Annotated in this window: 8 protein-coding genes; 2 read left to right on the top strand and 6 right to left on the bottom strand. The window is 38.0% G+C overall.

Annotation, left to right across the window (positions count from 1 at the left end; genetic code table 11):
• Positions 1 to 20: 20 nt before the first annotated feature.
• From ACJVDK_RS02300 to ACJVDK_RS02290, 3 genes are all read right to left on the bottom strand, one after another.
• Positions 21 to 6,377, bottom strand: coding sequence for an alpha-2-macroglobulin family protein (locus tag ACJVDK_RS02300; RefSeq protein ID WP_443938671.1), 6,357 nt, complete (start codon positions 6,375 to 6,377; stop codon positions 21 to 23).
• A gap of 411 nt (positions 6,378 to 6,788) precedes the next feature.
• Positions 6,789 to 8,108, bottom strand: coding sequence for a tRNA (N(6)-L-threonylcarbamoyladenosine(37)-C(2))-methylthiotransferase MtaB (gene mtaB, locus ACJVDK_RS02295; RefSeq protein ID WP_443938670.1), 1,320 nt, complete (start codon positions 8,106 to 8,108; stop codon positions 6,789 to 6,791).
• A gap of 75 nt (positions 8,109 to 8,183) precedes the next feature.
• Complete coding sequence (locus ACJVDK_RS02290) at positions 8,184 to 8,750, bottom strand: UbiX family flavin prenyltransferase (RefSeq protein WP_443938669.1); 567 nt, start codon at positions 8,748 to 8,750, stop codon at positions 8,184 to 8,186.
• Between the two features lie 770 nt (positions 8,751 to 9,520).
• On the opposite strand from ACJVDK_RS02290, the gene ACJVDK_RS02285 reads away from it, so the two are divergent.
• Positions 9,521 to 11,371: a PAS domain-containing sensor histidine kinase gene (locus ACJVDK_RS02285; RefSeq protein ID WP_443938668.1), complete on the top strand. Its 1,851-nt coding sequence runs from the start codon at positions 9,521 to 9,523 to the stop codon at positions 11,369 to 11,371.
• Between the two features lie 136 nt (positions 11,372 to 11,507).
• On the opposite strand, the gene ACJVDK_RS02280 is transcribed toward ACJVDK_RS02285, so the two are convergent.
• Genes ACJVDK_RS02280 through ACJVDK_RS02270 form a run of 3 tightly spaced genes read right to left on the bottom strand, consistent with a single transcriptional unit; the run spans position 11,508 to position 15,101 of the window.
• Positions 11,508 to 12,326, bottom strand: coding sequence for a DUF4249 family protein (locus ACJVDK_RS02280; RefSeq protein WP_443938667.1), 819 nt, complete (start codon positions 12,324 to 12,326; stop codon positions 11,508 to 11,510).
• Positions 12,317 to 12,601, bottom strand: a complete 285-nt coding sequence (locus ACJVDK_RS02275; protein WP_443938666.1) for a hypothetical protein — start codon at positions 12,599 to 12,601, stop codon at positions 12,317 to 12,319. The genes ACJVDK_RS02280 and ACJVDK_RS02275 overlap by 10 nt, the downstream gene beginning before the upstream one ends.
• Entirely contained in the window at positions 12,591 to 15,101 is a 2,511-nt protein-coding gene (locus ACJVDK_RS02270; RefSeq protein ID WP_443938665.1) for a carboxypeptidase-like regulatory domain-containing protein, read from the bottom strand. The genes ACJVDK_RS02275 and ACJVDK_RS02270 overlap by 11 nt, the downstream gene beginning before the upstream one ends.
• 213 nt (positions 15,102 to 15,314) lie before the next feature.
• Here ACJVDK_RS02270 and ACJVDK_RS02265 point away from each other — a divergent pair, with 213 nt between their 5' ends.
• The gene (locus ACJVDK_RS02265; protein ID WP_443938664.1) at positions 15,315 to 16,385 is read left to right on the top strand and encodes a sensor histidine kinase; all 1,071 of its coding nucleotides are present in this window, start codon (positions 15,315 to 15,317) and stop codon (positions 16,383 to 16,385) included.

Raw genomic sequence — 16,385 nt, 5'->3', positions numbered from 1 at the left:
CAGCATCCAATTCAACTAGTTTACTTTACATTTACGCGTATCCCTGCCGAATGGGTAGTAAACTCAGGTGCATACATGCTTTGCAAAGTGGTGATGCCGTTCGAAAAATTACCGGAATGGGTAACCCTCAACGGATATTCGAATACATACGTGCCCCTAGGCATATAACTGATAAAGAAATTGGTAGAAGCATCTTTGGTGCTTTCGTAATAACCCAATCCATCTTGGTATTTATACATCGAAATCACATTAACTGGCTCAAAACCTGATGAACGCATATCTTTTAAATGAATGTATTCCATATTACGGTCACAAAAAATTTCTACCCGTACTTTTACCAAATCGCCGGGCGCTAAAACATTAGTAGGAGTTAACGGGGTTAGGATGTTGCCTGTGTTACTGGCTTTTTGCAAAAACAGCTGTTTCTTAATTTTAACGCCTGTATTTGCCGGTGTAATCTTATCCAGTTGTTCGAAATATTGCCAGTACAAAGCCCCCCAGGCAATGGTTTGATTGTTATTTTTAATTTGCACTTTTCCCATTTCTGGTTTTACGTTTGCTCCAGCTATGCTTACTTTCTGATAACCTGTGCCTGCTTCTTTTGCTGGGTTGGATTCTTGCAAATCAGCTAATTTTTGCTCGCCTATGGTAATTTCGGGTTCGTTACTTTCGCTGAGTAAATCAGCACCTTTCATTAATAAAGCATAACAAGCCGCAGCCGTAGCTTTGGTCGTTTTCCAATCGTTGCTTTGTTTGTTTTTCAGCAACCAGATTTTCATCTCCTCAACCGCTTTGGTATCCTTAGCTACCTCATCAAATGCCTCAATCAACAAAGCCTGTGTTTCAACCGGACTTTGGTACCACCACCAGCCGACTTTATTTTTAGCCCAATACATGCCCATCTCCTCACTATGCTGCGCAGTTTGATTGAGCAGTGTGATGATCTTTTGAGCCTCGGCCGTATGGCCATTCCTGTTTAAGATCAATGCTGTTTGTGCCAATTGGTAGGTATCAAAATTTTTCCAGCCTGTGATCAATCTTTTCAGGTAAAAATCTCTGGCCTTGATAAAATCTGGGCTAGTATTTTTCAAATTGATGTAACTTCTTGCAAATAAATAATGTATTGGCAAATAGCTATTTTGGTTTACCTTAGGTTCTCGTTTATAATCTCGAATCAATTGTGCATCCAAATAAGCAATAGCTTTATTGAACATAATATTAAAACCCTGATAGGATTTTTCATCAACCAAGTTCATTTTTTTTAACTGGCCCATCCCCAAAACAATATGTTGGGTAATGTATCGATCTTCTTTCATGCCGGTAAACCATGGAAAAGCACCATTGTTATATTGTATTTTCGACAATTTATCATAATCGTTTTTCAGTTCGTACGTCATCCGGTTCAAATCAAAAAGCAGGGCCAAGCGTTTTTTACGCTCCGTCTCATTATCGGCATTGCGCACCCATGGCGTTTCTTCGAGTAAAACGGACTTCAATTCCTGGTTTTTCTCCAAATTGGATAAAAGCGCCTCTCCGTTATTCGTGTTTTTCCATTGCTCAAAAACTGTTTTAATTTTTGGTGAAGAGTTGATAATTGCGGTAGCAAAGCTATTGGCATAAAAGCGGCTAAAAGTTTGCTCTGCGCACGCATAGGGGTACTCCATCAGATAAGGTAAGGCCTGTACTGCATACCAAACCGGATTGGAGGTAAACTCAAAAGTTAACTGTTGACTGCGCAAGGTTTTTGAAGTACCGGATTTCTCGAGTTTCTCCATATGATACGTTTTAGTGCTATTGCCCCGCACATTTACCGGCATACTTTCGGTAACCAACATGGCATTGGGTAGCACCGGAATGGTATTTTCTTCACCATCGTTAAATTTACCGCTCTGTGCCAGTACTTTATAAGTAATAGCATGAATGCCCGAAGGGATAACCACAGTCCATTTTAAAACCGAGCTACCTTTATCGTCAACCTCAAAAGTTTTCTCTGCCTTATCTGCCTTGCTGAAAATCTGAATTGATTTACCTGTTAATGCATTTGTTAAAGTCAGACTTGCTTGCCCATCCAGTTTTTTCCCTACCAAATTGTTCAGCTTGGCGCTCAACACGATCGTATCCCCTTCACGGAAAAATCTTGGGGTATTAATAGCAATAGCTAGTTGCTTCTGGGTAACCAGTTCCTTGGTGATGGATGCTGTTCTTAAATCTTTGGTGTGCGCAAAACCCATCATTTTATACCGCGTTAGGGACTGTGGAATGGTAAATTCAATCTTAATTTCGCCATTGGCATCGGTTAGTAATTGCGGATAGAAAAATGCGAGTTCGCTGAAATTGGTACGAGGGGTGATATAATTTTTTTTAATAACAGGTTTACCATTTACAATTTCCATACCGGTTTGTGGGTTGTAACTGTTAATACTTACATAATCATATACTTGGTTGTCTTCAACAGCGGTAGCAGCACCCCTTATTTTAATTCCTGCTACTTTACCTTCCAACGACACTACTGACATCTGGCTAGCTGCAGCTGCCACATGTTTCTTTTCTTTCGAACCATACCCAACAACCGTTACATCATGCAGTCCCATCCCATCTGGCTTTAATGTTACATCCATCCGCTTTTTTTTACCCACAAAGAGGGTGTAATTCTTATAACCGATATAGGAAAAACTTACCTTATCACCGGCTTTGGCATCAAGCGTATAAAGACCAAAGACATTGGTGCTTGTTACCAATTTACCGAATTTAATCTGCACCCCTGGCAACGGTTCACCTTGGTCATCAAATACAACGCCATACGTCAATTTACCTTTTTCTAACTCAGCGAGTTTTTGAATGGCTGCCGGTTGTAAACCTCGCTTTTTGTTGTTTCTTATATTACTGAGGTAATTGCGATAGGCACTATTGTAGCCTCCGAAATAATTGTAACCAAATAGATTTATATTTTCGTACTCACGGCGAATTACGGAGTAATCAAAATTCGATCTCAAAAACCATAAATAATCAGGATTAGTATTCGTATTGACATTAAAATTCCAATTGTAGAAATAGTAGTTAAAACTGGTTTGCAAATATGTGTTCCAGTTCATTTTGTTCAAATCATCCAGACTCGCGTCGTAAAGTGTAGCAATCATTTCGGCCATCTGTTTTTCGCCGTCACTGTTGCTGATCTGTAACTTCCAGCTTTCCTGTTCGCCAGGTTGCAGTTTATTCCTGAAGGTTAAAAATTTAATATTGAGTTCCTTTTTAGGATCGAAAATACTTACCTGTTGCATCGAATTGTAAACCGTACCTTCATGCACCATGGTAAACTGCACCGCAAAACCATTCTCATAGTTTTCATCCGGCTTAATGCGTATAATACTTTGCTTTGTAGACAGATTAAGCCAAACTTTGCGAGTTACGCTATCTCGGTAGTATACTTCGTAATAGCCCTTACTATCATTGGATAAACCAGCCAAACGAAACACAGCACTTTCTCCGGACTTGATTACGTTGGCCTCAGCACGAACCCATTCCGTATTCGATTGTATTTGCGCAGGCTTTTCATGGTAAACGTTCAAATATTTATCTACCTGAATCGTATCATTTTGCTCATTTACCGCCGTTAAATGAATTTTATAGTAGCCAGGCTTTAAATCACGCTGACTAAATTCTAGATTTCCTCTCCCATTTTTGACCATGGGATTTTGCTTTAGTTCCACCGACTTTATCGGCCATTTAGACACCTCCAGTTCGTTATTGTAGTCTTCATGTGGAAAAATTTCAAGAAACTCTTCTTTGGTCATGGCATACTTTTCGGCATAAAAAGGGCTCTTATTCATCAAGCGCGAGGGTGCTTGCAACAAACTCCATTCGGCTTTCAGCTTAGCTTTAATTGATTCATTATTTAAATTGCTTACAAAAAAAGACAAGCTATCGCTTTTGTTGCTCAGGTAAACAGCCTGTTCAGCACTCACATTCAAGCTTATATCTTTCTGTCCCACATGAATTGAGGTAGTTTTGGATCGGGTTTCGCCATTTAAATCAATTACTTCTACTTCGACATCATAACTATAATTTTGTCGGATATCCGTAGCACTTGCAAAAAAAGTAATATCAAATTTACCTCCTGCTTTCGTTACTGTTTTACCGAAAGCCATTTGTTTTCTTTCGAAGGGGCGTGAGCCATAAATGGCTACCTTATCTGTGTTGTATAAACTGTAGTCATAAAGTGCCCTCCGATAAATTTTATAGTTCACGATGGCATTCCCTACTGCATAACCTGAAAAGGCACTGGCTTTACCCATAACCTTAATGCTGTCGTTCAGTTTATAGCGTTGGTTAGGTTTATCGAAAACAACTTCGAAAGTTGGCCTTTTATATTCCTCTACCTGCACGCCAATATTACCACCTTCGGTACCAATCGTCATACGGCCGTTTAACTTACCTACTGGAATACTAAACGTTCCCTGAAAGGTTCCATAATCGTTACTTGTTACGCTGGTTGTGGTAATTTCCTTTCCATTGGCATCTATAAAATAAACCTGCAGCGTTTTATTCACCTCAATTTTATTTTTGCCATCATTTGATAGTAAGCATAAACCTTTGTAATAAATCGTTTGGCCCGGACGATAAATAGGCCTATCGGTAAAAAGGATCACGCGATTATTATCTTTCTCCTTGCTGTAATAACTGTAATTGTTAATGTTTAGTTTCAACGCATCTTTACCAAGGGTAACCAATGCCCAAGCCATGCTATTGTTGATTTCATTTGTGCTTGCGTACCCTTCATCGTTAGTCGTTATCAAGTCACCATTCACAACTTTTCCAGTACGGTAGTCGTATCTCTGCTGCTGAATTTTAACATTTTTTAAAGGTGCACCATTGTTCAGCTGACTTACAAAGTACTCACGTTTATCAATATTAACCCTGTTCATAACAGCCATGCCAGTAACTTTAAAACTAATCATACTGTAAACGGTATCCTTCTTCAGGCGGTTAATAGCCTGGGCAATTAAGGTATAATCATTAAAAGGCAAACCCTCCAATTTATCAATTAAAGTATGTGATTGATAATCGCTGGTTTTGGGTACCACAACTATCCATTCTTTCAGGTTTTGTTTATTATTCAGAAAATCTAAAAATTCCTTATTGCTGTTAAACTTTTTGTATTGATTTGGATAATCAGGTGATTTAAACAGTCTAAAAACGACAGTATCGACATTTTTATAGGTTAAATGGAGTTGCGCAGATTTATCAGGCTGTAAGTGCGCTTTGGTTTGGATGACTAGCTCACTACTTTTTATCTGAGTAATTAAATTTTTAGCATTTTTTGCACCAACACTATTAGGATAGCTGCTAATTGCTTTTTCGGCCAGAGCAACTGCAGTGATAAGGTTTTGCTTATTGGTATCAATTAACATCTGGGCTTTTTTATGGATAACAGCCTGCTCGTATACGATATCTGCATAAACTTCGCTACCTGTGCTTTGTTCGGCCAAACGACTTAAAGCTCGCCCAAAAGCTTCCTGATTATCGCTCATAAAATACTGACTAACGAATTTCAACCTTCTTAAATCGGCATCGGCCAGAGCATCCAAATTCGCACTTTTTTGATGAAAGCTGATCAGATTTTTAAACACTTGTATCCCTTGTACTGTAAATGAGGTGCTATCTACAGGTAATTTAACGGCTAAAAAATCGGAGCGACTCCCAAACAAAGCAAGATTCGTCCAATCCATTAATGCATCATTGTAAGTGGTCAGATTAATTTGTGTATTGCTAAAAACATCAATAGCACGGTGCGCAAGTAAATCGTACAGTGTTGGTCTAAAATTGCGGTTGTTTTTATCACCCGCTAAAACGGCATCTAAAACATCTACTTTCGTTTGTTGCAAAAGTGCGACATCCTGTAACGATAGCAGGTAATATTTTACGATTTCATTGTTCAGCTTCTTGGTGTCCCAGGTTTTAATGTTATCGTTCATTTGGCCTTGCACTTGCGTGCGCCCCCTAATTTGCCAGTTATTTTCTTTCAGGTAATTCCAATACATTTCGGCAAGCAACGATTGTAAAATACTCTTTTCGGGCTGTTTAGCAATGCTGATGTCCTTGCGTAAATCGATTAGGATCTTATCGAAGATATCTTCTTCCAAATAGGCTTGAAACATGATCCGGTAAATAACCGTCTTGATAATTAAAGGTGTGTTGTGTGTTTCATGAGCGTACTTACTCATTTTCCCAATCAATGCCAGTGCGTCTTTAGGTTGGGCGCGGTTAGCAATAGAATCGACCCGATAAAAATCATCGAGGGTATATTGCTGCGCTGAAACATTTAGCGAAAGTAGGAATGTACAGATTAGTAAAGCTAAAAAGCGTAAAAATAGATTCATAAATAACTAGCGTTTTAATATAGATGTATAAGGCATACAAATTCCATAACCGTTTACCATTTATCTGATTTAGATAGGCCTCCAAATTAAGGATTACTTCTATTAAAAGTAACCAATGTTGGGAAGAAGTACCCTAAATTTATAACTTTTTGGTGTTCTAAGGTCCCATCACCTGGGATAGAGGGAAGATAGTGCTGGGGAAAAACAGGCAACTAAAGGCTACGAAGCTGCGATTGCTTCTATCAAAATGGCCGATTTACCGAAACATTAACGTTGCATAGCTGAGGTTAATAACATTGACAAACAACCAAACCAGCTTAAGACGTAGGTATACTACTTAAGCAAAGAAAGCGCCTCGGCAAAAATGATAAACCTAGAAAAATTGAATAAAAAAGCAGGAAATTCCTGCTTCTAATGACTGTATACCGTTTCTAATTCGCCAACTTCTACTTCGCCGTCTGCGGTCATTTCTAATAGCTTAACGGCTTTTAATTCGTTAACCATTAAAGGGTCGTATTTGGCGCGTACTTTTACATAGTTTTTAGTAAAACCATGCATGTAGCCCATTTTTTGGTCAGCTTCGAACAGCACTTCCGCATGGCTACCCACTTGCGATTCGTAAAAAGCACGACGTTTTTTATCTGATAAAATATGCAGCATTTTGCTCCGTTCGTTACGCTGACTTCCCGGCACTACTCCCTTCATTTCGGCAGCAGGTGTTTGTTCGCGTTCTGAGTATGTAAAAACGTGCAAATATGAAATATCTAACTGATTTAAAAACTGATAAGTATCTAGAAAATCTTCTTTCGTTTCGCCCGGAAAACCAACAATTACGTCCACTCCTATGCAGCAATCAGGCATCACTTCTTTAATTTTAGCAACGCGCTCAACATATAAATCACGACGGTAACGGCGGCGCATTAATCCTAAAATTTTATCAGACCCAGACTGTAACGGAATATGAAAATGCGGTACAAAACGCTTTGATTGTGCAACAAACTCAATAATTTCGTTACTTAACAAATTGGGTTCTATTGATGAAATACGAATACGCTCTATTCCTTCCACTTCATCCAAGGCTTTTACCAAATCGAAAAACTTGTCTTCACGCTTTCCATCACGAATACCAAAATCGCCCAAATTAACGCCTGTAAGTACAATTTCTTTCACTCCACTGTCGGCAATTAATTTTGCACGGTTTACCACGTTCTCAATGGTATCGCTTCGGCTACCACCGCGTGCCAATGGAATGGTACAATAGGTACATGGGTAATCGCATCCATCCTGCACTTTTAAAAAGGTTCTGGTTCTATCGCCAATCGAGTAAGAAGCAATAAAATTATGGTTTACTTTTTCAATGTTTTGTTGATGAATTACCGCTTTGGGCTGTTTGGTTAAATCCGTAATAAATTCAACTATCCTAAATTTTTCTGCAGCACCCAAAACCATGTCAACGCCTTCTATTTCAGAAATCTCTTGCGGTTTTAATTGCGCATAACAACCCACAATGGTTACAAATGCATTCGGAGAATATTTTAAAGCCTCTTTTACTACTTTACGGCATTTTTTATCGGCATGATCGGTCACGGAACATGTATTTATAACATACACATCTGCTTGATCCTGAAACTCTACAACACGGTATCCCGCATCGGTAAATAAGCGACCAATGGTAGATGTTTCCGAGAAATTTAATTTACAACCTAATGTATAAAATGCGACCTTTTTCATTTAGGCTGCAAAGATACAAAAATTGATGTATTTATGTACCCGCCTCATCAGAAGTGACGTTTTCCCTACAAATGCTTATTCACTCCAACGATAACTGCTCTGTTCGAAACCGGCTAAATCTATGACGCGACTAATAACTGTTTCCGCTACCTCTTCAATAGTTTTTGGTAAACTATAAAAAGATGGATTGGCCGGACAGATAATTCCACCTGCCTCGGTTACGATTTTCATGTTATTGATGTGGATTAAACTAAAAGGTGTATCACGTACCACCGCGATTAACTTACGCCGTTCTTTTAAAACCACATCTGCAGCACGGGTGATTAAATCATTGGAAATTCCATTGGCAATACGCCCCAGAGTTCCCATAGAACAGGGAACAATAATCATGGTGTCGTATTTGGCCGAGCCAGAGGCAAAAGGCGCATGAAAATCATTTTTATGATAAAAAGTAAAATCCGAGTATGTTGTATAATCCTCATTACCCAACTCAAACCGCCATACCTCTTTCGCATTATCACTCATCACCACCCCAATTGCTTCAATTTGATCGGATAATTGAGTCAATTTATCAAACAGCACTTTTGCATATACAGAACCACTTGCTCCGGTTACAGCTACCACTACTTTTTTCTTTAACATGAAGGCAAAAATACGCTTATTGAAGGGATAAAATAAAAAAGGGCCAGAAACAAGTTTCTGACCCTACATCTACCTATGAAAAACATACCCTCGAAAGGGTAAGAACAAATATATATATATAAATTCTAAAAAAAAATACATTTACCTTTTTATCATCAAATTATTGCAAAATGTCATTAAAAAAACAAGAAGTAACTCATTTTCAAAATAATAAGTTTTTAAAAAAAATACATTTATTTATATAAAATAAACTAAAAATTTCACCCATTTATAAACAAAAAATCTCAAAAACAGTAGTATTAAGCAGTATTTTTAAAAAATAAACCATCAACAAACAGCACACAGTCAACCTTTTAGCAGAAAAATAATTTACCTTAAAATGACGAAAAAATTAGCTAAAACATCCCCCTCTGAAAACCTTAAAAACAGCGCTCTTTAATGTAACTTTACTAGTACAATTCATCATTTTCTTAAAATCCACCTCTTTTTTTCCTCTGGATGCTATATTTTTTTTCAAAAAATCTCAATTTCACCAACCGATTAACAGTAAAATCCCTATTCGAAATAAAAAAAAATAACTTTTATAAGAAAACTTCCTTTTATCACTTATCAAAAATGAGGCAACTCATCTACCTGAACAGACAACTTCGAAAAAATAATGTACAACCATTTAGAAATAAACACATAAAGAAATTCAAAGATCGATTTAAAGAATTGGTTCTTACTATGCGAAAGATTATATTTGATAACATCAAGTTTACGCATCTTATATGGGCACTATTACTGCACAGTTTTTAAATTCATTACTCGAACAATCTACGCAACCCATTTTATTGACGATTGGGGAAAATTTAGTACCATTTAAGCAAAACACTGCTTTTAAACGATTTTTAAATTATTTGCAAATCGATTCGATTACTTCCATTGACCAACTTTTTGAAGAAGAAACGATAGTTCTCTTAAAACAACACCAACAACGTTCAACTACTGTTAAAGCAAGCTCCTTTCCAGTCCTGTTCAAAGGAAAAAAAGTTCGGAATACAAGATTTAAAACTGAACTGCATTTTATTTCTGCGGAGAACGAAAGTGGTCTCTATTTAACTTTTCACGAAATAGAACCAACACCAACCGATTTCCATCAACATCCGTATGCGGCTTCCTTTTTTAAAGACTATTTTGAAAAGGTCCCCTTAGGATTGTGCGTACTAAAAGGCCCCGATTTAGTGACCGAATTTGCTAATGAAGAAATTTTAAATCTTTGGGGCAAAAACCGAGAAGAAGTCATAGGAAAACCGCTGGAAATTGCACGTCCGGAAATAACAGAAAATCAGCAACACACGCTTGTAGAGCAAGTTAAAAATATTTTTAAAACAGAAACTGCACTTCAAATAAACAACATTAGAATTACTACACCTGCTAAGGATGGTTATTTCAATGCCATCTATCAACCGATAAAAGACGAAAATAACAGTGTAGTAGCCATCTTGGCGATTTTAAACGACATCAGTGAACAAGTTACCTATAGAAATGAATTAAATCGTGCTAAGGATATTTTAAAACTGGCAATGGATGCCTCAAAAATGGGTTCTTGGAATGTGGATCTCATTAACAGAACGCTCTACCTGTCAGAAAGAGCACGCGCAATTCTCGGACTCGATACGGAACGAATTTCTATGCGACGTGCCAAAGAATTAATAGTGAGTGAACAGTATCATAACATTGCCATTCAAGTAAAAGAAGCGATAAAAAATCGTGCCTCCTTTAATGTAGAATGCCAAATTAAAGCTACGGACTTGGAGTACAAAAAGTGGTTAAGATGTACGGGAACGGCTCATTACGATAATCTTGGCATCCCAAAATACATTGCAGGAGCGCTATTAGACATTAGTGAAGTAAAAGAAAACGACATCAAGAAAAATGACTTTATCGGCATGGTGAGTCATGAATTAAAAACACCACTCACATCGTTAACGGCTTACAATCAACTATTAAAAAGCAAGCTCAATAATAAAAACGTGCTCGCCAATGAAATTATTGATAAAATGAGCGGACAACTTAAACGCATGCTCGAAATTATTGAGGGCTTTCTAAGTGTTTCTACCTTAGAATCAGGCCAACTCCAATTATATATCGAACCCTTTAATTTAACCGAACTGATAAATAAAATAGCTGAAGAAAATCGTCATATTTTACCCAATCATTTCATTCAAGTACTTATCAATACAGATCTTTGGGTAAAGGCTGATGAAGACAAAATTTCAAATGTTTTAACAAATTTAATATCCAATGCAGCCAAATATTCTAAACATGATACGCTAATTGCCATTACCCATAAAATTGAAAATGAGGAAGCGATTATTTGTGTACAAGATGAAGGAATTGGTATTGCCGAAGATGAACTACCCAAACTATTTGATCGGTTTTACCGCGTACACAATGCAAACGCCAAGACAATTTCTGGTTTTGGTGTCGGTTTATACATTTGTGCTGAACTGATTAAACAACACGGAGGTCGTATTTGGGCAGAGAGCAAACCAAATGAAGGCTCAAGCTTTTATTTTAGTTTACCGCTTTTAAATCCACAATCCATCGAAGAGGAAATTAACTTTACAGAAGAATAAACATTTATTTTTTCTTCCGTGTAAAGCTGTATCGAATGCTTGTTTAGAAAAGGCCCTGGCAATTTATCTACCAAGGCCTAGCTAACACTAAAATTATCCTTTCTACTAACCTAAAGAATAAGCTCTTTTTTTAATACTATTGATCTTTGTAAACGTTCAAGGGCAATGAATCGACCGACATGGCCGTAAAAATCCCCAACCCGTTTTTAATGTTCGTGACCGGGTTGGTTAAATTCAAAGAACTTGAACTGCTACTACTTAAGATCGTATTGTACTCGGCATTTACATGGTATAGATAAACCAAGTATCGTCCTTCAAATTGAAAAGTCATGGGTTGTGTTTTAAATAAAGATACTTGCCCTAAATATTCTTCCATATCCTCATACCCTCTTCTAAAGCCAAAACCATTTCCAATTCTGTTAGGCGATTCTTCCTGGTTTTTAAATTGCATCATGTAATAACCGTTGCTGATATTACTCCAACTAAAGTCTACAGGAATAAAATCCGTTGGATTGGTAAATGCTGAATCGGGATTGGGTACTGGCTGATTCAGAGACGATACTTTAAAATTTTCTGGTTTTGTAGGCACAATTGTTTCTGCTGAAATGGTTTTTCCATTGTAATCAAAACGAAGCGTACAGGTATAATTCTCGAGAACGAGGGTGTTATCGCTACTGGTGTAAACACCTGCTGTATCTTCTGATAGTTTAACTTCTTTCACTCCGTTTGATACGTACACCGATAATCCACTTAGAGCTGGTCCATAAGATGAAGTATCCAACAATCCTTTTTGCGTATACAATTTTATGGTAATCGGCTTGCCTGCCACCAAGTATCCTTGTATAACCGGCCAATTTACCACATCATCGTTTCCACTATCTTTTCTGCAGGATACCAAAATCCATGTAAAGGCGACCAAAATAAATCCGAACCGTATAATTTTCTTTATTTCCATTTTAAACTGAGGGTAATATTTGGCGTTAAGCCAAGGTAATTAATATCTGATGTGATCACCTGATTATTGTAAACGGTATATTCTTTATACCATAGATTCGTGCGGTTGTATACGTTAAACAATGAGAAACTAATGCTTCCCGTTTTACGGTTATCAATTTTAATTAAATCGAGTGTTGCGGCTAAATCTAAACGGTGATAAGCTGGCATACGCTCGGTATTTTTGCCACTAATGCTCAAATAGGTTCTACTCGTACTGTTTTGGTTATCGAGCACATAACTGGCAATTGGTGCAGTATAAGGCCTTCCGCTGGCAAAAATCCAGGTAGCCGAGAAGGTCCGATTTCTTATATTTCAACATGTTTACAGATTTGAATTCACTTCGTGCATCTTGATTTGCTGAATAATAATTTAACCCGTAGGCATCGAACTGATTTCGTGCTAAAGCCTGGGTGTAGCTAATCCACCCGGTATACTTTCCAGCTTTTTTCTGCGCCAAAAACTCAACACCTGCCGTGTATCCACGACCGTTATAAAAGTGTTCTTCCAGTGTTGAAGAACGTCTATCACCGGTTAATCGCTGCGAATATTCTGTGAGGCCATTCAATTGTTTGTAATAGCCTTCAACATCAAATAAATACTTATCCGTTTCGTAACTAAAACCGGCAATATAATGATTCGCACTTCCTACTGGGATAGAATTTCCATTTGCCAACACCCAAAAATCACGGCTGCCGGATAAAATATCTTCACGAACCACGCGGTTCATAAATTGATAAAAGCGACCCGTAGCTGCTTTTAATGTAAAGCGATCGGTTAATAAATAGGAACCTGAAAAGCGTGGTTCAAAATACATTTTACGAGTTTGATCATAATAGGTAGCACGTAATCCTCCTTTTAGTTGTAGGGTAGCTGTCGGAGAAAATTCTGTTTCTCCGTATGCGGTTGCCAATTTTGCGTTTCTATTCTGATCGATTAAGGTGCTAGTATCGTTTTGGCTAAACTTATACACCACATTTTGGGCCGATGCATAACCGCCAAAGAACAGTTTAAAATTATTAGTTGCCTGATATTCCCAATCCGATTTTACACTCCAATCTTGTAATTTATTCTTTTCAATGGTTCCATTACTGATTTCTTTTGCGGTGCCATCATCTTCTGTTACGGTCATTTTGTTGCTCCTATCGCGATCACTGTGATACGTAGAATAGCTCAACAAGGTATTTGAATACAACTTATTATCCCATCTGCGCGACCATTTCATACTCGAACCTAAATTGCCGTATGTAGTTTTATCGGTAATGCTTGGACCTGTCGAATTGGTGCTCGTGGTTAAAAAAGATGGAAGATTAATCGTTCTGCTATTATCTAAATTATCATCTCCTTGATACACACTCCAAGAAAGCACATCTTTATCGCCTAAGTTCAGGGTATATTTTGCGTTCAAATCATAGAAATATGAGGCCGGCGTGCTCACAGAAACCGCTCCACCACCAAAGCCTCTTCCTCCGCCCCCAGCGCCGGGGCCTTGCTGTGCAGAAGAACTGCTCGAGGTAAATTGCTCCGAAAGCTTATTGTACAAAGGTCCTTGATACGATTTACGTGCAGCAAAAAGAAATGTCCCATTCTTTTTTACTGGTGTTTCGAAATAAATATTGGCGCTTAGCAAACTTAAATCGCCGCCTAAATTCCAATCTTTCTTATTTCCTTCTTTACCTGTAATTTCCGTTACACTGGATAAACGACCACCATATTTTGCCGAAAAACCTCCCTTAAACAATTGCACATCCTTAACGGCGTTACTATTAAAAGCACTAAAAAATCCATATAAGTGATCAACCTGATACACAGTAAAACCATCGAATAAAACTAAATTTTGATCGGGGGTTCCGCCTCGTACATAGGCTCCAGACGACGATTCATTACTTGCTGCAATACCCGGCATCAATTGAAAAGAACGTAAGATATCTTTCTCACCAATATTGGGTAACTCTGCAAGTTTGGCTGGCGAAATTTGCAGCACACTTACCTTGCGTTTGTCGGTACTCATAATGCCGTCGTTCTTTTTCCCTTTAATTTGTACTTCCTCCAAACTATTACGTGCCATCGACAGGGCAACCGTTAGGCGTTGACCTTCACGGATATTCTTTAAACTCAAGCGATCTGATAAATATCCCACATAAGAAGTCAACAACACGCAGGTATCAGCTGGCACATTGTTTAAGGTAAAATATCCATCGGCATTGGTTGAAGCGTGCATGTTATTATGCTCAATACTAACCATTGCACCTGGCAGCGATTCACCTGTGATTTGATCCACTACGCGTCCCGTTAAGGTAAAAGCACGCATGGCAGAAACCACAGGCTTCTCATTTTTAGCAGGTTCTTCTGTTCGGGTAACGAGGGTTCTTATTTGAGGAGCAGCGGCAACTGTACTCGCTTTTCGTTGTAAAGCACGCACTTCCTCAGGTGTCCGGACAATATAGATAGTCGTGTCTGGCTCTACCCAATAATGTAACTTAGCCGGGCGGCAGATAATTTTCAGTGCATCTGGCAAAGGCATATTATTAAACCTTTCGGAAACCAGTTGGCTTCCTATGTATTCACGATCGAATACAATTTTAAGCTGGTATTGTTTAGCAAGGCTATCTAAAACCACTTCCATGGTGGTTGTAAAGAAACCATTTACTTTTACATCACTAATTAGGCGTTGTTGGGCATGTACTTTCGTTACTAAAAGAATGCAAACAACAAACGCCATGAGTACTTTTTTCATCATAATTAGCGCTAAAGTAAACCGATGAAAAACCTCAAATTTGAAATTGCGACAAACGCCCTAGTTTTTGCGATTATCGTTTTTCATTTTGCGACGAAACGGCGGGTGTTTTTTCTAAAAAAACACGGATTTAACATGTTTTAACATAGTTTTAACGATTGTTAACAGGCTTATTGGGTAGTTTCGTAGACGCTAATTTCAGACCTAAAAAGCATGCAAAAACAGCCCTTAAAATCTTGGTTTTACCCCATTCTACCAGTTTTACTATGGTCTGCTTTTACCTTACTACCTTTCTTGCTTCAGCAGAATGAACCACACAATCCGATGCATAGAAATTTCATGTGGAATCAGTTTGCACGCAACTTGCTTATTTTGGTTGTTTTCTTTGTGCATTCCTATGTGTTATATCCAATTTTAAAAAAAAGAAAATGGCTAATTTATGGAGCTTTACTTTGCCTTTGTGCTATCTTATTTGTAGGTATATCTGAGCATATGCATGTGAAAATGCCACCGATGGATTTTATCGTAAAAAACAAAATAAAGGATCCAACAGTGGTTAAACAACTTCCAAAACCACCACCTTTTGGCTTCTTCTTTACCTTTCCTTCGTTTTTAATCGCGCTTTTAATTAGTTTTTGCTATTGCTTACTCATCGATACCAACAACCGTGAGGCAAAATTAACGGAACGAGAAAATGCACAACTTAAGTCGGAATTGACTTTTTTACGCTCGCAAATCAGTCCGCATTTTATGTTCAACGTATTAAATAGCTTGGTTTCCTTAACCCGAAAAAAATCTGACTTATTGGAACCATCGCTCATTAGTATGGCTAACCTCATGCGTTACATGCTATACGAACGCGAAGGAAATTTGGTTGCACTACATACGGAAATTGAATACCTACAGAATTACATCAACCTGCAATTATTACGTTACGGCGATGCTGTTACGCTAAATTTCTATGTAAGTGGTTTTTCAGAAGCGCATACCATTGAACCTATGCTCCTAATTCCCTTTGTTGAAAATGCCTTCAAACATGGCGTAGCGATGATTGAAAACCCCATCATCGATATCCGTCTCCAACAAAATTCGGAGCAAGGAAACCTGCAATTTACCGTGATGAATAATATCAGCCCGGTAAAGGACATGGAAAGCAAAGCCAGTGGAATTGGTTTGCAAAATATTAAACGGCGTTTAGAACTACTCTATCCAACCAAACATACGCTTAAAATTACCGCTGAAAATAATTTATACACATCCCAATTAACCTTAAAACTAACATAA

The organism is Pedobacter paludisoli (assembly GCF_052344095.1).
GTDB lineage: Bacteria > Bacteroidota > Bacteroidia > Sphingobacteriales > Sphingobacteriaceae > Pedobacter.
Note: the sequence above shows the minus strand (reverse complement) of the source record. Positions and strands in the feature narration are given on the sequence as shown.